Below are 18743 nucleotides of genomic sequence, written 5' to 3'. Positions count from 1 at the left end.
GATGCTGCGTACCCTGGACAACCTCGGCGGGCAACTCGCCTTCTACCTGCGGGCGTTCGCCTGGACCCCACGGGCGCTGCGCCGTTACCGCCGCGAGGTGGTACGCCTGCTCGCCGAGATCAGCTTCGGTCGGGGCGCGCTGGCGGTGGCCGGCGGTACGGTCGGGGTGATCTGCTTCCTGACCTTCTTCACCGGCACCGAGGTCGGGCTACAGGGCTACCAGGCGCTCGACCAGCTCGGCAGCAGCGCCTTCACCGGCTTCATCTCGGCCTACTTCAACACCCGCGAGATCGCCCCGCTGGTCGCCGGGCTGGCGCTGTCGGCGACCGTTGGTTCCGGCTTCACCGCCCAGCTCGGCGCGATGCGGATCTCCGAGGAGGTCGACGCCCTGGAGGTGATGGGCGTACCGTCGCTGCCGTTCCTGGTCACCACCCGGATGATCGCCGGCTTCGTGGCGGTGATCCCGCTCTACGTGATCGGCCTGCTCTCCAGCTATCTCGCCACCCGGGCCATCGCGGTCTTCTACTTCGGACAGTCGGCGGGCACCTACGACTACTACTTCCACCTCTTCCTGCCCCCGGTGGACGTGCTCTGGTCGTTCGGCAAGGTGCTGGTGTTCAGCGTGATCGTGGTGTTGGTGCACTGCCACTACGGCTACCACGCCAGCGGCGGGCCGGCCGGCGTCGGAGTGGCGGTCGGCCGGGCGGTGCGTACCGCGATCGTGGCGATCAACATTGTCGACTTCTTCCTGTCGCTGGCCATCTGGGGCGCGACCACGACCGTCCGGATCGCGGGGTGAACGCATGAACACGCGCGGGTCGGCAGTGGGCCGGCGTTTCCTCGGCATCGTCTTCGTCGTGGTGCTCGTCGCCGCGCTGACGCTGGCCGTCCTGCAATACCGCAAGGCTTTCACCCCGGTTGCCTGGGTGACCCTCTACACGGCGCAGACCGGGATGCAGCTAAGCCCCGGTGCGGAGGTGAAGCTGCGCGGGGTGCCGGTCGGCGAGGTACGCGAGGTCGGCAGCGACGGGTCGCGGGCCCGGCTGCGGCTGGCGCTCGACCCGGACCGGATCGGACACGTTCCGGCCGACGTCGCCGCCCGGCTGCTGCCGAAGACCCTCTTCGGCGAGCGGTACGTGGCCCTGGTCGCCCCGGCCGGCTCCACCGCCGGGCCGCTGCGGGCCGGCGCCACGATCGACCAGGACCGCAGCCGCAACGGCGTGGAGCTGGAACGGGTACTCGACGAGGCGCTGCCGCTGCTCCAGCGGATCCGGCCGGACAAACTGGCCAGCACGCTCGCCGCGCTGGCCACCGCGCTCGACGGGCGCGGCGAGCAGCTCGGGCAGACCCTGGAGACGCTCGACGGCTACCTGACCGAACTCAACCGCGAGCTGCCGACGCTCACCGAGGACGTCCGCCGGCTCGCCGCCGTGCTGGACTCCTACGACGCGGCCCTGCCCGACCTGCTGGCCATCCTCCGGGACGTCACCCCGACCGCGCGGACCGTCGCCGACCAGCGGACCCAGCTCGCCGCGTTCCTGGCCGAGACGACCGACGCCGCCGACGTGACGCGGCTGTTCCTGGACCGGCACGGCGAGCAGGTGATCCGGCTCGGCGAGCTGGGCCGGCCGGTACTCGAACTGCTGGCCGCGTACGCGCCGGAGTATCCGTGCCTGATGCGCGGGCTGGTGGGGGCGCAGCCGCTGGCCGAGGAGGTGTTCCGGAACGGCCGGATGCACGTGACCCTGGAGATCACCCGGGACAACGGGGCGTACCAGCCCGGCCGGGACGACCCGGTGTACGGCGCCTCGACCGGGCCGCAGTGCCGGGAGTTGCCGAACCCGACACCGCCGGCTCCGGAGGTGCGGATCGAGGACGGCTACGACCACGGCGGCTCCCGACCCGGCCCGGTCAAGCTCCCGGTCGGCAAGCCACCGACCGGCACCAGCACGGGTACGCCGGCCGCCGACAGTCCACCTTCGATGGGCTCCGCCGGCACGACGGACGAGAAGGACCTGCTCAAGCCGATCATCGGCGCCGCCACCGACACCCTCCCGGTGCAGGTACCCGACATCGCCGTACTGCTCTGGGGGCCGCTGCTGCGCGGCGCGGTGGTGAACGTCCGATGAGCCGGATACCGGTCGGACCGCTGGTCAAGCTGGTCGCGTTCGCGGTGCTGACGGTGCTGCTCACCGGGGTGCTCGGCCAGGCGCTCGGGTCGTTGGAGTTCGGCGGCACGAGTTACCGGGCCCGGTTCACCGACGTCACCGGCCTGCTGCCCGGCGACGACGTGCGGATCGCCGGAGTGCGGGTGGGGCAGGTCGACGAGATCCGGGTGGTCGAGAACACCGTCGCCGAGGTGACCCTGACGCTGACCGAGGAGGTGCCGCTGAGCGGCACGGTGCGGGCGAAGATCCGCTACCGCAACCTGATCGGCCAGCGGTACGTGGCGCTCGCCGAAGGCCCCGGCGGTGGACCGCCACTCCGGCCCGGCGGGCTGATCCCGCTGAGCCAGACCACCCCGGCCCTCGACCTGACCACACTCTTCAACGGGTTCCGGCCACTGTTCACCGCACTGACGCCGGAGGACGTCAACAAGCTGGCGTACGAGATCATCCAGGTGCTCCAGGGCGAGGGCGGTACGGTCTCCAGCCTGCTGGCGCACACCGCCTCGCTGACTAACACCCTGGCCGACCGGGACGCGGTGATCGGCCGGGTGGTGACCAACCTCAACTCGGTACTGGCCACCCTCGACTCCCGGGACGCCGAACTCGACCAGACGATCCGCTCGTTGCAGCAGTTCGTCACCGGGCTGGCCGGCGACCGCGAGGCGATCGGGGCGGCACTGGTCAACCTCGGCAAGCTCACCGGCAGCACCGCCGCGCTGCTGACCGACGCCCGGCCGGCGCTCGCCGCCGACGTCACCGAACTCGGCGAACTCGCCGGCACGTTGAACCGAAACGCGGCGGTCATCGACGGCACCCTGGGCCGGCTGCCGGACCGGTACGAGGCGCTGACCCGGGTCGCGTCGCACGGGTCCTGGCTCAACCTCTTCGTCTGCGACTTCGACGGCCGGCTGGCGCTGGGCGGGCAGGGCGTCAATCCGGCGACGTTCAGTTCCCAGGCCGCCCGCTGTGCCGGATCGGGAGGTGCCCGGTGAAGCCGTTCCGGGAACGGAATCTCGTCGCCGTCGGCGCGGTCGGGCTGGTGCTGCTGACCGGGGTACTGCTGACGGCGTTCCGGCTCGACGACCTGTCCGCGATCGGCGACCCGGCGTACGCGGCGGCGTTCCGGGACGCCAGCGGGCTGACCGAGGGGAACGAGGTGCGGGTCGCCGGGGTACGCGTCGGCGAGGTGACCGAGGTCGACCTGGCCCGGGGCGACGCCGGCCCGTACGTCCGGGTGCGGTTCCGGATCGACGACGGCGACCTGCGGCTCGGCCGGGAGACCGGTGCGACGATCCGGATCAAGACGGTGCTCGGCCAGAAGTACCTGGCGCTGGCGCCGGCCGGGCCGGGTCGGCTGGCCGAGGACGCGGAGATCCCGCTGGACCGCACCGCGTCGCCGTTCGACGTGATGCAGGCGGTCACCGGGCTCGCCGGCACGCTCGACGAGATCGACACCGCGCAGTTGGCGACCGCGTTCCGCACCCTCGCGGAGACGTTCGCCGACACCCCGGGAAGCGTGCGTTCCTCGCTGGACGGGCTCTCCCGGCTGTCCCGCACGGTCGCCAGCCGGGACGCCGAGCTGCGGCAACTCCTGGAACGGGCGCGGGGTGTGACGGACGTACTGGCCGACCGGGACGAGGAGTTCCGCGCCCTGGTCGCCGACGGGACCGCGCTGCTCGACGAGGTGCACCGACGGCGGGACGCCATCCACGAGTTGCTGGTCGGCACCCGTGACCTGGCCGCCCAACTCTCCGGGCTGGTCGCCGACAACCGCGCCACGCTGGAGCCGACACTGCGGCAGTTGCGCGGGGTGGTGGCCACCCTGCAACGCAACCGGGACGACCTGGAACGCACGTTGCAGACGATGGGGCCGTTCCTGGACGCGTTCACCAACGTGCTCGGCAACGGCCGGTGGTTCGACTCCTACCTTCGCGGGCTGCTCCAGCCGTACGTGCCGACGGGAGGTCGCTGATGGGCCGGTTCGCCGGGTTGCCGAACCGTCGACGGGCGCTGCTCGCCGCCGGGGTGACCGTGCTGGTGGTCGCCTCGGCGGCGTTCGTGGTGCTGCACCCGGGCACACCTCAACGTCACCTCGTAGCGCACTTCACCCGGGCAGTCGGCATCCACCCCGGCTCCGACGTACGGGTGCTCGGGGTGCGGATCGGCGAGGTCGTCTCGATCGTGCCGGCCGGGCGTACGGTCCGGATGGAACTGCGCTACGACGCCCGGCATGACATCCCGGCCGACGCGTCAGCGGTGATCGTGCCGCCGAGCCTGGTCAGCGACCGGTACGTGCAGCTCACCCCGGCCTACTCCGGCGGCGCCCGGCTGCCCGACGGCGCGGAGCTGTCGGTGGACCGGACGATGGCGCCGATGGAGATCGACGACATCTTCCGGGCGCTGGACGAGTTCAACCGGGCGCTCGGGCCGGCGGGCGCGAACGCCGACGGCGCGCTGGACGACCTGCTCGGCACCGCCCGGGCGAACCTGGCCGGCAACGGCGAGGAGCTGCACGACACCCTGGACGGGCTGTCCCGGGCCCTGGACACCCTCGCCGACGGCCGGCAGGACCTGTTCGGCACGGTGGCGAACCTGCAACGGTTCACCACCGCGCTGGCCCGCAGCGACCAGCAGGTGCGGGCGTTCAACTCCCAACTCGCCGAGGTGGCCGCCCAGCTCGCCGCCGAACGGGACGACCTGGCCGCCGCGCTGCGCAATCTCGCCACCGCACTCGGCGAGGTGACCCGGTTCGTCCGGGACAACAGAGCCGCCCTGAAATCCAATGTGGACGGGCTGGCGGAGGTGACGAACGTACTGGTCCGGCAGCAGAAGGCGATCATCAAGATCCTCGACCTGGCACCGCTGACGCTGTCCAACCTGAACCTGGCGTACAACGCCCGCTCCGGCACCCTGGACACCCGGGACAACCTGCTCGGTCCGTACGACCCGGCCGCGTACGCCTGCGCGGCGCTGGCCGACGCGCTGCCTGCGCCGAAGGTGCCGAAGCGCTGCTTCGAGCTGGCCGAAACCCTGAACCTCAAACGGCTCCCGCTCCCCGAGGAACTGCGCAAGCTGCTGAACCTGCCGCCCGGCGCGAAGCCGGCCCCGGCGACGCCGCAGCCGCCGGCCACCGGTTCCCCGACCGACGGCAGCACGTCACCGGCACCGGGAGCGCCCGGCCCGGAGGTGTCGCTCGACCGCACCCTCGGCGGAATCCTGCGAGGTGTCGCATGAACCGCGCCGGGTGGACTTGTGCGGGGCGTCCGGTGCGGCGAGCGGCTCGGGTGGGGGCGGCGCTGCTCGCGGCGACGGTCGGGGTTGCCGGCTGCACCGCGCCGGACCTGGCCGATCTGCCGCTGCCCGGCGGCGCGCCGAGCGGGCCGGCCTACCGGGTCACGGCGGAGTTCACCGACGTGCTCGACCTGGTGCCGCAGGCATCCGTCAAGGTCAACGACGTCACGGTGGGCAGCGTGGAGAAGATCTCGCTACGCGGCTGGACGGCCCTGGTCCGGCTCCGGATCGACCGTGCGGTGAAGCTGCCGGGCAACGCCACCGCCGCCGTACGCCAGACCAGCCTGCTCGGCGAGAAGTACGTCGCGCTCGCCGCCCCGGTCACCGAGGCACCCGCCGGGCAACTCGACGACGACGCCGTCATCCCGCTGGCCCGGACGAAACGGTCGGCGGAGGTCGAGGAGGTACTCGCCGCGCTCGGGCTGCTGCTGAACGGCGGCGGGCTGGCCCAGCTCAAGACGATCAACCAGGAGCTGTCGGCCGCGCTGGAGGGCCGGGAGCCGGCCGCCCGGGACGCGCTGCGCCAGTTGGACGCCTTCGTGACCGGACTCGACCGGCAGAAGGCGGACCTGGTCCGGGCGGTGGACGCCCTCGACCGGCTCACCGGCCGGCTGGCCCGGCAGCGGGCCGTGATCGGCGACGCTCTCTCCGCGCTCGATCCCGGCCTCACCGTACTGGCCGAGCAGCGGGAGCAGCTCAGTGACGCGCTGACCGCCCTCGGCGAGTTGGGCCGGGTGGGCGCACGGGTGGTCACCGAGAGCCGGGAGGATCTGGTGGCGAGCCTGAAGGCGCTCCAACCGACCCTCGAACAACTCGTCCGGGCCGGCGACGCCCTGCCGAAGTCGCTGGACTTCATGCTGTCGTACCCGTTCCCGCCGAACGTGACCGGGGCGATCGTCGGGGACTACATCAACCTGTCGCTCACCGCCGACCTGGACGCCGCCGCCATCCTGGCCAACCTCTTCTCGGCCAAGCCGGTGGCGAAACCGCCGTCGAGGAGCGGCACCCGGCCGGGCGGCAGTACGAGCGGCGGCCGGCCCGGATCGACGGGCGGCGGGCAGCGCCCCGGCGGCGGCACCGGAAACGATCGGCCGGGCGGGGTCGGGCCACTGCTGCCCGGCGTACTGCCACCGGTCTGCCTACCGGTCGGCGGGCTGCTGCCGATCGACTGGCTGCCACCGCTGTTGCCGGAGTGCGAGTTGCCGCCGGACTGCGAACTGCTCCGCCCCGGGTCGGTGCTGCCGCCCGGCGGGCTGTTGCCACCGGGCGGGGTGGTGCCGCCGGGCACGATCTTCCCGCCCGGCACCAAGCTGCCGCTGGGCGCCATCCTCTCCCCCGGCTGCCTGCTGCCGCCGCCGGACGGGGCGACGAACGGGCGGACCGGCGGGCTGCTCGACGTACTCGGCGGGGGGTTGCTGAGATGATCGGACGTACCGCGCGGCTCCAGGTGCTGGCGTTCCTGCTGGTCAGCGTGCTGGGCATCAGCTACGTCGCGGTCCGCTACGTAGGGCTCGGTGACCGGCTGCTCGGGCACGGCTATCTGGTACACGCCGACTTCGCCGACGCCGGAGGCATCTTCCCGAACGCGTCGGTCAGTTACCGGGGCGTACCGGTCGGCCGGGTCGAGGCGGTCGACCTGCACGCCGGGGCGGTCCGGGTCACGCTCCGGCTGGACCGGGACATCCGGGTACCCGACGCACTGCGGGCGGTGGTCTCGCAGCGTTCCGCCGTCGGCGAGCAGTACGTCGACCTGCGCCCCGACCGCGACACCGGTCCCTACCTGCGGGACGGCGCGGTGATTCCGCAGGACCGCACCGGCGTTCCGCTGGCCCCGGAGACCCTGCTGGCCAACCTGGACGCCCTGGTCCGGTCGATCGACCCGGACGACCTGGCAGTGGTGATCGACGAGCTGGGGGTCGCCTTCGAGGGCAACGAGGCGGCACTGCGCCGGATCCTCGACGCCAGCGGCGCGCTGCTGGCCGAGGCGACGGTACGGCTGCCGGAGACGGTCGCGCTGATCCGGGACGGGCGCACGGTGCTGCGTACCCAGCAGGAGTCCGCCGCCGCGCTGCGGCGCTGGGCCGACGGTCTGGCCCGGCTCGCCGAGACGGTCCGGGCGGCCGACCCGGACCTGCGGCGCATCCTCGCCGACGGGCCGCCCGCCGCCACCCAGCTCGTCGGGCTGCTGCGCGACCTGGACCCGTCGATCGGCACCCTGCTGGGCAACCTGGTCACGGTGAACGGGGTGGCCGCCCGGCGGCTGCCCGGCATCGAGCAACTGCTGGTGGTCTATCCGCTGGTGGTGGACGGCGCGTTCACCGTCACCCCCGGCGACGGCACCGTGCACTTCGGACTCGTGCTCAACGTCGCCGACCCGCCGGCCTGCGTCTACGACGACTCCACCCGCTGCACGGCGGCGGAGTCGGCCCGTGGTTCCAGCGTCCGGGGCAGCGCGGCGGCGCCCCGGCCCGGTGGGGCGGCGGACCCGCCACCGCCGTCGCCAGGGCCGGCGCTGCCGGAGCCGGCCGAGCCGGCCGACGACGTACCGCCGGTCTCCCCTGCCACGGTCGCCGGTTACGACCCGGGGACGGGGTTGGCGCTGGGGCCGGGCGGCAGCCCGTTGACCTTCGGCTCGACCGGCGGGCAGTACCAGCTCGCCGGCGACCAGTCCTGGAAGCAACTCCTACTCGCCGGCCTCGCGCCGTGACCGATCCGAGGAGCCGACCGATGCGCAGCGGTGCGGAACGCAGGTTGAAACTGGTGAAGGACACCTCCACGACCACCGATCAGACCGGCACCGACCAGGACCGGCAGCCGCCGGCCGAGCCGCCGGACGCCGCCGCCGGGGTACGCCGGCCGACCGACGGCACGCGACAGCCGCCCGACGCAACGACCGACCGGATGCGGCATTCGACCGACGGAGCGCGGCAGCCGACGGACCGGACGCGGCACTCGACCGACGGGGCGCGGCACTCGGGTCGAGGTGGGCGGCCGGCCACCCGGCGTACGGTCACCCGCCGGCTGCCGGCCGCCAAGGATCCGGTGGAGGCGATCCTGGAACGGCTCGACCAGGAGACGGACGGCACCGATCAGGAGGCGGACGGCACCGACCAGGCCAGCGACGACGAGCCGGGCACCGACAGGGCTGACGAGGCGGGGTCGAACGCCGTGCGGGCCGACGAGGCGGGATCGAGTGCGGACGAAACGACGGCGAACCGGGCGACGGCGAACGGGCCGACGGTGCCGGGCCGGCGGCGTGGCGTCACGGTCGCACTCGTCGCCGTACTCTGCGCGGTGCTCGCGCTGGCCGGCCTGTTCGGCTACCGGTGGTGGCAGGACCGGGCGGTCGAGCGGGCCCACGGGCAGGCGCTGGCCGCCGCGCGGCAGACGACCGTCAACTTCGTCTCGGTAAGCGCATCCAGTGTGGACAGCGATCTCCAGCGGATCACGGCCGGCGCCACCGGGGAGTTCAGGGAGGAGTTCGTCCGGGGCCAGGCCAAGGTACGGGCGGCGGTGCTGGAGAACAAGGTGGAATCCAGGGGTACGGTGCTGCGCGCCGGCCTGGTCTCCGGGGACCGACGGCACGCGGTGGTGCTGGTGGCGATGGACGCGACCGTCAAGAACGTCAACGCGCCGGACGGGCGGCCCGCGCACTACCGGATCCAGGTGGACCTGACCAGGGAAGACGACTCCGACACCTGGCTGGTCTCCCGGCTCCAGTTCGTCGGCTGAGCGGAGTTTCCGATGAGAGGAGTTCCGATGCGAGGGGTTCGGTTGCGATCGTCCATCGCCACGCTCGTCCGGCGGCTGCGCCCCGCCCGTCGTACCGCCGAGGCGCCGACGGCCGAGGCGCCGACCACCGAGGCGTCGACGGCCGACGGCACGGAACGGGCGTCCGACGGGGAGGCCGCGCGGCGCCGCCGGCACGCCGGCAGTCGCCTGCACCTCGTCCTCGTGCTCGCCACCGTGCTCGCCGCCGCTGCCGCCGGCACCGCCTGGTACGCCCAGCACCGCGCCGACCAGCGCGACACGGCCGTACGTCAGGCGCTCGCCACCGCCGCCCCGGCCGCCAAGGCGATCTTCTCCTACGACTACCGCAGTTTCGACGCCAGCGTGGCGAACGGACGGTCCTTCGTCACCGGCGCCTTCGCCGACGACTACGCCGAGACGACCTCGGCGCTGAAGTCGACCGCCGTCGCCGAACAGGCGGTGGTGCTCGCCGAGGTCTCCGCCAGCGGGGTGGTCCGGGCCGGGACGGCAGAGGTGGAGTTGCTGGTCTATCTGAACCAGTACCGGCGCAACGCGAACACCGACGGCGAGAAGGTCGACCAGAACCGGGTGATACTCGAACTGCGCCGGGTCGGCGGCGACTGGAAGGTGGCCCGGGCAACCGCCATCTGAGCCCCGCCGACCCCCGGGTGTGGTGCCGGTCCCACCGCGTCGGCCGGCTCCGGGACCGGATGGTTGACTTGTCCGCTGTGACGGAAGATCGCGTGCGATGACGGCGGAGTCGACACCGCTGCTCTGCGAGCCGTACCTGTTGGATCCGGGACCGACGGAAGGATACGTCGCCTGGCACACCGAGGAGCCGGGTACCGGCCAGTTCGTGCTGGTCGGGGCCGGGGTGACCGCGATGTCGCCCCGGCAGGCCCGGGAGGCGGCGACCGGCGACCGGCCGTCCGGCCCGGGTTGGCGGCGGTTCGCGGCGGAGACACAGGCGTTGTCCCGGACCCGCGAGGACGCCGAGTCGCTGGTGCCCGGCCGGCACTACCCGACGGTGACGCACCGTCCGGTGTACCGGCACCTGGCCCGGATCACCGACCTGCCGCCCGGCCGTACGCCGTACCGGGTGGTCGCGTTCGACGGTCGGGGCCGGGGCACGGTCACGGCGCCGTACTCGCTGGCTCCGGCGGCGCCGACCGGCACCGGGGTACGCCTGCTGCTCAGCAGTGACCACCAGCTCAAGACGATGACCCCGGCCAACCTGGAGAAGGTCGCCGAGACGGTCGGGGTACGCCTCGACGGCGTGCTGATGGCCGGCGACATGGTCAACGTCGGGGACCGGGCCAGCGACTGGTTCGACGCGGGCACCGGTCCCGCCTTCTTCGCCAGCATGACCGGGCGGGCGCAAACGCCGATCGCCGGCCGGACCTACCGGGGAGCGCCGCTGCTGCAACACACCCCGATCTTCCCGGCGATCGGCAACCACGAGGTGATGGGCCGGTGGTCCGAGACCGCCAGCCTGGACAGCCAGTTCAACGACCCGCAGCCCCGGGAGGTGGCCCGGGAACGATGTCGGGCGGACGGGATGGACGATTCCGACGAGGCTGAACTCGTCCGTCGGTCCTGGGACGTCACGACGTACGAGGAGCTTTTCCCGTACCCGCGCAGTGCGGCCGGTGGCCCGCGCTGGTGGTCCCGGACGATCGGGGACGTGCACCTGGTGACGCTCTTCGTCACGTCGATCTGGCGGCCGGCGGGGCCGGTCGGGCGGGGAAAGTTCCAGGAGGACGTCGCCGACCTGACCCGTCCGGAGCGGTGGGGGCACGGCCAGTTCGTCTTCGAGCCGGTGCACCGGGGCTCCGCCCAGTACCGCTGGCTGGAGCGGGAGCTGACCTCGGCGCAGGCTCGCGCGGCGCGGTTCCGGGTGGTGATGTTCCACCATCCCAGCCACGGACTCGGTGGCAACTCGGCGCCGCCGTACACCGATCCGGTGCAGACCGTGGAACGCGACCCGGGCACCGGCGAGATCAGCGCGATCCGGTACGCGTACCCGCTCGCCGAGGACCACATCCTGCGCGACCTCGAACCGCTCTTCTCCGCCGCCGGCGTACACCTGGTGCACAACGGCCACGCGCACGTCTGGAACAGGTTCCGGAACCCGGCCGGGGTCAACTGGCTGGAGACCTCCAATGTCGGCAACAACTACGGTGCGTACGACGTGTCCTCCGGCGAGTCCCGTCCGCTGCCGGCGGGGCCGGACCACGTCCTACAGGGTGATCCGGGCGGGTTGCCGGCGGTGGTGCCGACGATCGCCCCGCTGACCGGGCCGACCGGTGCTCCGCTGCCGTACGTGGCGAGCGACGACATCACGGTCTTCTCCGTCCTCGACTCGGTCGCCGGAGTGGTCCGGTCCTACCGGTTCGACACCCGGGAGCCCGATTCCCCGGTGCTGCTCTTCGACGAGTTCCCGCTGGCCTGATCGGCCGAAGCCGTCGCCCTGCCCGAGCCGTCGCCCTGCCCGGTCCGACAGGGCTCCGGGCCGGTCCAGCGCTCGGGGCCGGTCCAGCGCTCCGGGGCGGCGAGTCCATCACCCGGTCGACCGCCTGCCGGCGGGCCAGGAACTCCGACTCGCTCAGGATCGGTCGCCATGCTGGCGAGTCGGCCCGGATCTGGGCCGATCAGTCCGGCGGCTCCGGGGTCAGGGTCTGCTCCGAGGTGCGTCGTTCCAGGAACGAGTCCGGGGCCGCTGCCGCCTCGGCGATCCGGCGCTCCGCCTCGGTGGTACCCGGATCGGACTCGGCCAGCGCCGCCGCGCCCGCCTCCCGCCGGTCGGACTCGGCCAGTACGGCCGCGGCCTGCGCCTGCGGGTCGTCGCTGCCCACCGACCGTTCCTCCGGCAGCAGGCGGGCGGCCCGGTTCTCGACCCGGTCACTGGTCTCTTCACTCATGTCGTGATCCATACCCGGACCGTCCCTCCGCTACGCGCCGACTCCGGTCCGAGCCCCCGCACCGCGCCGCCGGGCCGGAAGCAGCCGCAGAGCGGACGACAGAACCTACCCGTCAAGTATGTCAATGTAAAGCTTACTGGCATGAATAAGACTCTTCGGGCATTAAGTGGACAATTAACTACAATAGATGGAGATCTCCGTCGAACCCGATCGAGCCGAGGAGCAGAGATGAGCAGAGGAAAGACCACCAGACTCGTCGCCACCGTCAGCGGTGTCGCGCTCACCGGCGCGGTGCTGGCGGCATTGCCGGCCACCGGGGCGTCGGCCTCGGGCGGCTGCTCCGGCAGCCTCATCACCATCAACTCCGGCAGCGGCGCCGAGGCCCCGTCCCGGGCCTACGGCCACCGCCACGCGACCGGCAACCACTACATCAGATACCGCGTCGGCCGGTACATCGGCTGGTACGCCGACAACAACGGCGGCTGGGACGGCGACACCCGCGACACGTTCTACACCGAGACGTACTGCGGCTGACCGGCCGGGAACAACCGGCGGGCGGCGAGCCGGGAAAGCCGGTGCGCGGTCGCGCCGCCAGCCACTAGCGTGACGGCGTGACGTTGGAGATCTCGGCGGAGGACCGGCTCGGGGCCGACTGGCGGGCCGAGAGCGACGCCTGGATCACGGAGGCGCTGGCCGCGCGGGGCGTCGTCGCCACCGGCCCGGTGCAGACCGTCCGGGTCCGCGCCTGGTCGATCGTACGGCGGCTGGAGACCAGCGCGGGCCGCGTCTGGTTCAAGGCGAACGTACCCACCAACGGCTTCGAAGCGGCCGTGGTGGAGGCGCTCGCGGACCGGGTGCCCGAACTCGTCGTGCCGCCACTGGCCGTCGACCGGGAACGGGGCTGGCTGCTCGGCCCGGACGGCGGGACGATCCTGCGGGAGGTCGCGGCGGACCGGCCCGAGCCGGCCCGCTGGGTGGAGCTGCTGCGGACGTACGCCGGACTGCAACGGGCGGTGGCCCCGCACGGCGACCGACTGGTCGGGCTCGGCCTGCCGGACCTGCGGCCGGACCGGATGCCCGGCGCGCTGGCCGGGCTGCTGGCCGACCCGACGGTACGGCTCGCCGAGCCGCGCCGGGCCGCCCTGGTCGCCCTGCTGCCCGAGTACGACCGCTGGTGCGCCGAGCTGGGCGCCGACGGGCTGCCGGCGTCGATCCAGCACGACGACCTGCACGACGGCAACGTCTTCGTCGGTACCGGCGGGATGCGGTTCTTCGACTGGGGCGACGCCTGCCTGGCCCACCCGTTCGGCACCCTGCTCGTGGCGCTGAACGTCGCCGCCGACCAGCTCGGCTCCGATCCGGCCGGACCGGAGCTGGCCCGGCTCCGGGACGCCTACCTGGAGCCCTGGACCGACCTGTGCGACCGGACCGGCCTGCTCCGCTCGGTCCGGCTGGCCCTGCGGGTGGCGAAGGTCGGGCGGGCGGTCTCCTGGCAGCGGGCGCTACGCGGTGCGACCCTGCCACAGTGGCAGCGGGCGCTCGGCGGGCCGGCGCTGATCGCCCCCGAACACACGACCGCACCCGCCGCCTGGCTGGACACCCTCACCGAACCCGACATCCTGCCGCCCGGGAACGGGTAGCCGACGCTCCCAGATCCTCACTGCTCGAAGAGGCTGGCCGGGACGGCGTCGGCGAGCAGGCGGTAGCCGGCCGGGTTCAGGTGCAGATGGTCGCCGGTGTCGGCGACCGGCAGCAGGTGGCGGGGGTTCGCCGGATCCCGGACGGCACGGTCGAAGTCGATCACGGCGTCGAACCTGCCGCCGTCGCGGATCCACCGGTTGACCGCCTGCCGGGTGGCCTCCCGGAGCCCCGCCCGGTCGTCGTACTCGGCGTTGCCGCCGAACGGGGTGAGCGTGCCGCCGTACACCCGGATGCCGTGCGCGTGTGCCCGGGTGACGATCTGGTCGTACGCGGTGATCAGATCGGCGGTGACCGCCCGCTGGGCCGCCTCGGTGGCGTCTGCGGTGCCGATGTCGTTGACCCCCTCGAACACGACCAGCCAGGCGACCCCGCTCTGCGCCAGTACGTCCCGGTCCAGCCGGGCCAGCACGCTCGGCCCGAGCCCGTCGTCGAGTACCCGGTTGCCGCCGGCCGCCTGGTTCGCCACCGCGACGTCCCCGGTGCCGGCGTACCCGTGCAGCCGGTCGACGAGTTGGTCGGGCCAGCGGTCGTTCCCGTCGGTGGTGGAGCCGCGCCCGTCGGTCAACGAGTCACCGAGCAGTACCGCGACCCGTCCGCCGGGCCCGGCCGGCACCTCCAGACCGCTGAGGAAGTACCAGTGTTCGACCGGGGTGGCACCGGGCAGCGCCGTGGCACCGACGTGGTTGCCGCGCAGCAGGTGGGAGGTGGTCCGCGAGCCGGGGTGCGCGGTGATCCGGTGCGACGCCTGCCCCTCGGCGAGATAGAGCGTCACGCTGACGTTGGACCGGGCCGCCACCGCAAGCTCGACCGGATCGGAGACCAGGTGTGCGCCGACCGGAATCCGCACCGACCCGCGACCGCTGAACGTCACCGGTCGCGCGCTGCCGGGCCGGATCGCGCTGATCCCGGCCCGACCGTCCGCCGGCAGCGCTACGGTGGCCGAGGTGACCGGCAGCGGCGACCCGCCGAACGCGTTGCTGAGCCGCAACCTGACGCGTGCTCCGGCCAGCGTCACCCGGACGGTCTGCCGGAGCGTGCTGTCGGCCAGCACCAGCGCGTCCCGGGTGAACGGTGCCGGCGGCAGGTTGTGCGGCTCGGCGACCTGCGGCATCGACGTCCAGCTCGCCACCCAGCGTTCGACGGTCCGGTCGGCACCCGCGCCGCCGGGCAACGGCTCCATCCGCCTCATGTCGTCGTCCTCCCCAGCACCGGTCGCGGTCAGGCTGTCTTTTGCCCGAGGGTCAGCCGGGTGAGATACCGCTTGCTGACCTGGCCGTCGTGGTCCCGGTCGACGAGACCGGCGAGGCATTCGAGCAGCCCTTCGCGTGCCGGTCGCGGCAGCGAGCGGGTGCCGGAATAGGTCATGAGCAGGTCGAGGTAGGCGCGGGTGGAATAGGTCTGCTCCCATTCGTAGCGGCGGAACCGGGCGGGGCCGAAGCGACCGGAGCGGTCGAACTCGCTCGGATCGTCGGGGATGTCGGCGGCGGGTGTCTGGCGCAGCCCCGGAGGCGTCCTCGGGTCGAAGCGTTCGTAGCAGCCCTGGGCGTCGACGAAGAACCGTTCCGTGCCACCGGCGACATGCTCGGAGTGGATCAGGGCCAGGGTTCCCCCGAGACGCAGCACGTCCGCCGATTTGCCGACCCGGACGTCCGGGTCGATCCAGTGGAACGCGGTCGCCGAGACGACGAGGTCGAAGGGGGTGAGGGGCGGTGTCCACTCCTCGAACGCGGCCACCTCGACGGTGACGTTCGGGAAGTCGCGGAGGTGGCGTCTGGCGACGGCGGCCATCTCCGCGCTGAGTTCGACGGCGACGACGGTGCAACCGAGCCGCGCGAGCGGCCGGGTGGCCTGTCCGGTGCCGCAGCCGATCTCCAGCACGCGGGACTGCGGACCCAGCCCGGCCAGCGCGACCAGGTCGGCGAACATCTGGTCCGGATAGCCGGGGCGTGCCCGGTCGTAGAGATCCGCGTCCTGGCCGAACGTGGCACGCAGGAGTTCACGATCGATGTCGGTCACGGTGGGACATTACCCGCCAAGCTCGGCAGGACCGGAGGTCCCGGAACCGTGCGGAGCACGGATCGGCGGGGTCTCGGGCCCGCAGGGTGGCCCGGACTGCCGGCCATCCCGCACTGCCTCGGCGTCGAGATCACCGTTCTCGGCGGCTCACTGTGGCGGCCAGTTCCGGAGCACGGCGTCCAGGGCGTCCAGCATCCGGGACCAGGAGGCGTCCGCCGGGCGCGGGTGGTGCCGGAACCCGCCCATCCGCTCCAGCGACACGTAACCGTGGAAGGCGCCGTGCAGCATGCGTACCGCATCGGTCTGGTCGGGCTCGGGGAGCCGGTAGCCGCGCAGGATCGCCCGGGTCATCTCCGCGTGCCGGCGGGCCGCGTCCGCGGCTGCCGTCTCCGTCTCCGGATCGAGGTCCAACTGTGCCGCGGCGTACCGGCCCGGGTGTTGGCCCGCATAGTCCCGGTAGGCGTCGGCGAAGGCCACCAGCGCGTCCCGGCCCGCGCGACCGGCGAGTGCGGCGGCGGCCCGGTCGGCGAGTTCCGTCAGGGCCAGCGTCGCCAGCCGAACCCGCAGGTCACGGGCGTTCCTGAGGTGGGAGTAGAGACTCGCGTCCTTGACCCCGAAGCGGCGGGCCAGCGCGGAGACGGTCACGTTTTCGAGGCCGGCCTCGTCGGCCAGTTCCGCCGCCGCCAGGGTCAGGCGCTCGGCGGTCAGCCCGGCACGTGTCATACCACCCATCCCACACCTAGAGAAGTTATCCGGTTGCCTAGGAGAGCTAGGCTGGTTCCTATGCTACCCCTAACCGAGTCGGTCATCCGCGCCTCGTTCGTCAACTGCACGAAGGGCGAGGCGAAGCGCCTCGCCGTGCCTCGCGATCTGGACGAGCGCCCCTGGGCCGACCTCGACTTCTTCGGATGGCGGGACCCCGGCGCCGACGAGCGGGCCTACCTGGTCGCCGAGCCCGGCCCGGGACTCCTCGGCGTCGCGCTGCGGGTCGCGCCGCAGACCGGACGGGTCCGCCGCAGCATGTGTTCGCTGTGCCTGACCACCCACACCGGAGACGGCGTCTCGTTGATGACCGCGCGCAAGGCCGGTCGGGACGGCCGGCAGGGCAACTCCGTGGGGGCGTACATCTGTGCCGATCTGGCCTGCTCGCTCTACCTTCGGGGGAAGAAGGACGCCGGGCGCCGTCTCGACGAGACCATCACGCTCGCGGAGAAGATCGACCGCACCACGGTCAGCCTGGCCGCCCTCCTGGCCAGGGTCGTCGGATAACCACACGCCGACTGCGAGCGCGCCGACCTTGCCGGCCAGGGCGACGGTGGGTGAACGTCGAGCGAGGCAGGTCGGTCGGTCTGGTCAGGTCAGGTCAGGAGCGGCCGGTCGGCCGAGGGCGCCGGGGCATGCCCTTGAGGTGCCGGCCCAACTCCCGGGCTATCTCCCGGTTGGCGTCCCGCTCCGCCATCGCCTGCCGCTTGTCGAACGACCGCTTGCCGCGCGCGATGCCCAGCTCGACCTTTGCCCAACCGTCCGCGAAGTACAGCGACAACGGCACCAGCGTCAGGCCGGGATCGTGGATCCGGTCGAGGATCTTGTTGATCTCCACTCGGCGGAGCAGCAGCTTCCGCATCCGCTTCGGCTGGTGGTTCGTCCACGTCCCGTACGCGTACTCGGCGATGTGCAGCCCGTAGAGCCACAGCTCGCCGTCCCGCTCCTGGGCGAACGCGTTGACCAGTGACGCGTGGCCGGAACGCAGCGACTTGACCTCGGTGCCGCGCAGCACGAGACCCGCCTCGTACGTCTTGAGGATCGCGTACTCGTGCCGGGCCTTCTTGTTCGAGGCGATGAGCCGGCGCTCGCCTTCCCTGGACGCGACGACCTCCCCGAACTCGACTCGACCCGACCCCGGCCGGGCCACTGCGCCCGCCGGGCAGCCAGACTATACGCGGAGGTCAGGTCCCCGCCGATCGATTTCCCGCGCCACCGGCGGCCGGAAGGATCTCGTTTGCGCCAGCCGGACGGATCGCGTTGGCGACGACCGAGGAATCCCGGCGACAGTGGTCGGGAGATGATGTCGTGATGCAATCCGCCGGCCGCACGCACATCCTCTTCGACTTCTTCGGCACCCTCGTCGACTATTCGGCGAGCCGCACCGAGCAGGGCTACGCCGGCTCGCACGAGCTGCTCCGAGGGCTCGGCGCCGACCTGGACTACGCCGACTTCCTGACCGCCATCAGCGGGACGATGACCGCGTTCGACCGGCGCAGCGACCGGGACGACTCCGAGTTCTCGATGACCGAGGTCGGTACGGCGTTCCTCGCCGACGTCCTCGACCGGCGACCGGCGGCCGACGAGGTCGACGCGTTCGTCACCGAATACATCCGGGAGTGGAACACCGGGGTCCGCTACCCCACCGGCGTCGCCGAACTGGTCCGCGACCTGCACCGCGACCACCGGCTGGCGGTGGTGACCAACACGCACCAGCCGGACCTGGTCCCCAACCACCTCACGGCGATGGGGCTGCGGCCCTACTTCGACGCCGTCGTCACCTCCGTCGAGCTGGGCTGGCGCAAGCCGCACCCCCGGATCTACGCCGCCGCCCTGGACCTGCTCGGCATCGACGCCGAGTCGGCGGTCTTCGTCGGCGACACCTACCAGCCCGACTTCGTCGGCCCGGAACAGGCGGGCATGACGGCGTACCTGATCGACCCGGAGCACCGGAGCGCGGTGCCCGACGCCCGGCGGCTCGGCTCGATCCTCGACCTGCCCAACCGGCTGCGCATCGAACAGGCCGACGACGGCCAGCTCGCCGGCTCCACCCCGGTAACCGGATAACCCGTCGGCGCTGCCGGTGCACCGGGTGGCCGACGGCACCCTCCGGCGGCCGGGGAGGGCGGCGGCA

The 18743-nt window shown here is 72.6% G+C and carries 19 protein-coding genes; 14 read left to right on the top strand and 5 right to left on the bottom strand.

The annotated features are described in order from the left end of the window. Position 1: 1 nt before the first annotated feature. The 10 genes from Pen02_RS10090 (at position 2) to Pen02_RS10045 (ending at position 11661) form a co-directional block, all read left to right on the top strand. The gene (locus Pen02_RS10090; protein ID WP_203865679.1) at positions 2-799 is read left to right on the top strand and encodes an MlaE family ABC transporter permease; all 798 of its coding nucleotides are present in this window, start codon (positions 2-4) and stop codon (positions 797-799) included. A gap of 4 nt (positions 800-803) precedes the next feature. Continuing rightward, entirely contained in the window at positions 804-2129 is a 1326-nt protein-coding gene (locus Pen02_RS10085) for an MCE family protein (protein WP_203865678.1), read from the top strand. Next, positions 2126-3160 carry an MCE family protein gene (locus Pen02_RS10080; protein ID WP_203865677.1) on the top strand — a complete coding sequence of 345 codons (1035 nt, stop codon included), beginning with the start codon at positions 2126-2128 and terminating at the stop codon, positions 3158-3160. The genes Pen02_RS10085 and Pen02_RS10080 overlap by 4 nt, the downstream gene beginning before the upstream one ends. After that, positions 3157-4140 (top strand): MCE family protein, encoded by a 984-nt coding sequence (locus Pen02_RS10075; protein ID WP_203865676.1) that lies wholly within the window; start codon positions 3157-3159, stop codon positions 4138-4140. Before Pen02_RS10080 ends, Pen02_RS10075 begins: the two co-directional genes overlap by 4 nt. Beyond that, positions 4140-5402, top strand: coding sequence for an MCE family protein (locus Pen02_RS10070; protein WP_203865675.1), 1263 nt, complete (start codon positions 4140-4142; stop codon positions 5400-5402). The genes Pen02_RS10075 and Pen02_RS10070 overlap by 1 nt, the downstream gene beginning before the upstream one ends. Before the next feature lie 32 nt (positions 5403-5434). Then, positions 5435-6883 (top strand): MCE family protein, encoded by a 1449-nt coding sequence (locus Pen02_RS10065; RefSeq protein WP_239140400.1) that lies wholly within the window; start codon positions 5435-5437, stop codon positions 6881-6883. Continuing rightward, on the top strand, positions 6880-8166 hold the full coding sequence (locus Pen02_RS10060) for an MCE family protein (protein ID WP_203865673.1): 1287 nt from the start codon (positions 6880-6882) through the stop codon (positions 8164-8166). The genes Pen02_RS10065 and Pen02_RS10060 overlap by 4 nt, the downstream gene beginning before the upstream one ends. Positions 8167-8186: 20 nt before the next feature. Next, complete coding sequence (locus tag Pen02_RS10055; RefSeq protein ID WP_203865672.1) at positions 8187-9191, top strand: Rv1363c family protein; 1005 nt, start codon at positions 8187-8189, stop codon at positions 9189-9191. A gap of 27 nt (positions 9192-9218) precedes the next feature. After that, on the top strand, positions 9219-9860 hold the full coding sequence (locus Pen02_RS10050; protein WP_203865671.1) for a hypothetical protein: 642 nt from the start codon (positions 9219-9221) through the stop codon (positions 9858-9860). A gap of 97 nt (positions 9861-9957) precedes the next feature. After that, positions 9958-11661, top strand: coding sequence for a metallophosphoesterase family protein (locus Pen02_RS10045; protein WP_203865670.1), 1704 nt, complete (start codon positions 9958-9960; stop codon positions 11659-11661). A gap of 199 nt (positions 11662-11860) precedes the next feature. Here the strand turns inward: Pen02_RS10045 and Pen02_RS10040 are convergent, their stop codons facing one another. After that, positions 11861-12130: a hypothetical protein gene (locus Pen02_RS10040; RefSeq protein WP_203865669.1), complete on the bottom strand. Its 270-nt coding sequence runs from the start codon at positions 12128-12130 to the stop codon at positions 11861-11863. 228 nt (positions 12131-12358) lie between these two features. Here Pen02_RS10040 and Pen02_RS10035 point away from each other — a divergent pair, with 228 nt between their 5' ends. Together Pen02_RS10035 and Pen02_RS10030 are read left to right on the top strand one after the other, a co-directional pair. Next, positions 12359-12664, top strand: coding sequence for a hypothetical protein (locus Pen02_RS10035; protein ID WP_203865668.1), 306 nt, complete (start codon positions 12359-12361; stop codon positions 12662-12664). A 77-nt stretch (positions 12665-12741) separates the two neighbouring features. Next, positions 12742-13770: a phosphotransferase family protein gene (locus Pen02_RS10030; protein ID WP_203865667.1), complete on the top strand. Its 1029-nt coding sequence runs from the start codon at positions 12742-12744 to the stop codon at positions 13768-13770. 17 nt (positions 13771-13787) lie between these two features. Here the strand turns inward: Pen02_RS10030 and Pen02_RS10025 are convergent, their stop codons facing one another. The 3 genes from Pen02_RS10025 to Pen02_RS10015 form a co-directional block, all read right to left on the bottom strand. Then, positions 13788-15020, bottom strand: coding sequence for an SGNH/GDSL hydrolase family protein (locus Pen02_RS10025; RefSeq protein ID WP_203865666.1), 1233 nt, complete (start codon positions 15018-15020; stop codon positions 13788-13790). A gap of 29 nt (positions 15021-15049) precedes the next feature. Continuing rightward, positions 15050-15847, bottom strand: a complete 798-nt coding sequence (locus Pen02_RS10020) for a class I SAM-dependent methyltransferase (protein ID WP_203865665.1) — start codon at positions 15845-15847, stop codon at positions 15050-15052. Between the two features lie 147 nt (positions 15848-15994). Next, complete coding sequence (locus tag Pen02_RS10015; RefSeq protein WP_203865664.1) at positions 15995-16570, bottom strand: TetR/AcrR family transcriptional regulator; 576 nt, start codon at positions 16568-16570, stop codon at positions 15995-15997. A 60-nt stretch (positions 16571-16630) separates the two neighbouring features. Between Pen02_RS10015 and Pen02_RS10010 the strand changes: the two genes are divergently transcribed. Further along, positions 16631-17116 carry an FBP domain-containing protein gene (locus Pen02_RS10010; RefSeq protein WP_203865663.1) on the top strand — a complete coding sequence of 162 codons (486 nt, stop codon included), beginning with the start codon at positions 16631-16633 and terminating at the stop codon, positions 17114-17116. A gap of 94 nt (positions 17117-17210) precedes the next feature. Here the strand turns inward: Pen02_RS10010 and smpB are convergent, their stop codons facing one another. Then, positions 17211-17759: an SsrA-binding protein SmpB gene (gene smpB / locus Pen02_RS10005; protein ID WP_203865662.1), complete on the bottom strand. Its 549-nt coding sequence runs from the start codon at positions 17757-17759 to the stop codon at positions 17211-17213. 161 nt (positions 17760-17920) lie between these two features. Here smpB and Pen02_RS10000 point away from each other — a divergent pair, with 161 nt between their 5' ends. After that, positions 17921-18676, top strand: coding sequence for an HAD family hydrolase (locus Pen02_RS10000; protein WP_203865661.1), 756 nt, complete (start codon positions 17921-17923; stop codon positions 18674-18676). Positions 18677-18743: the final 67 nt, after the last annotated feature.

Source organism: Plantactinospora endophytica, assembly GCF_016862915.1.
Taxonomy (GTDB): Bacteria; Actinomycetota; Actinomycetes; order Mycobacteriales; family Micromonosporaceae; genus Plantactinospora; species Plantactinospora endophytica.
Note: the sequence above shows the minus strand (reverse complement) of the source record. Positions and strands in the feature narration are given on the sequence as shown.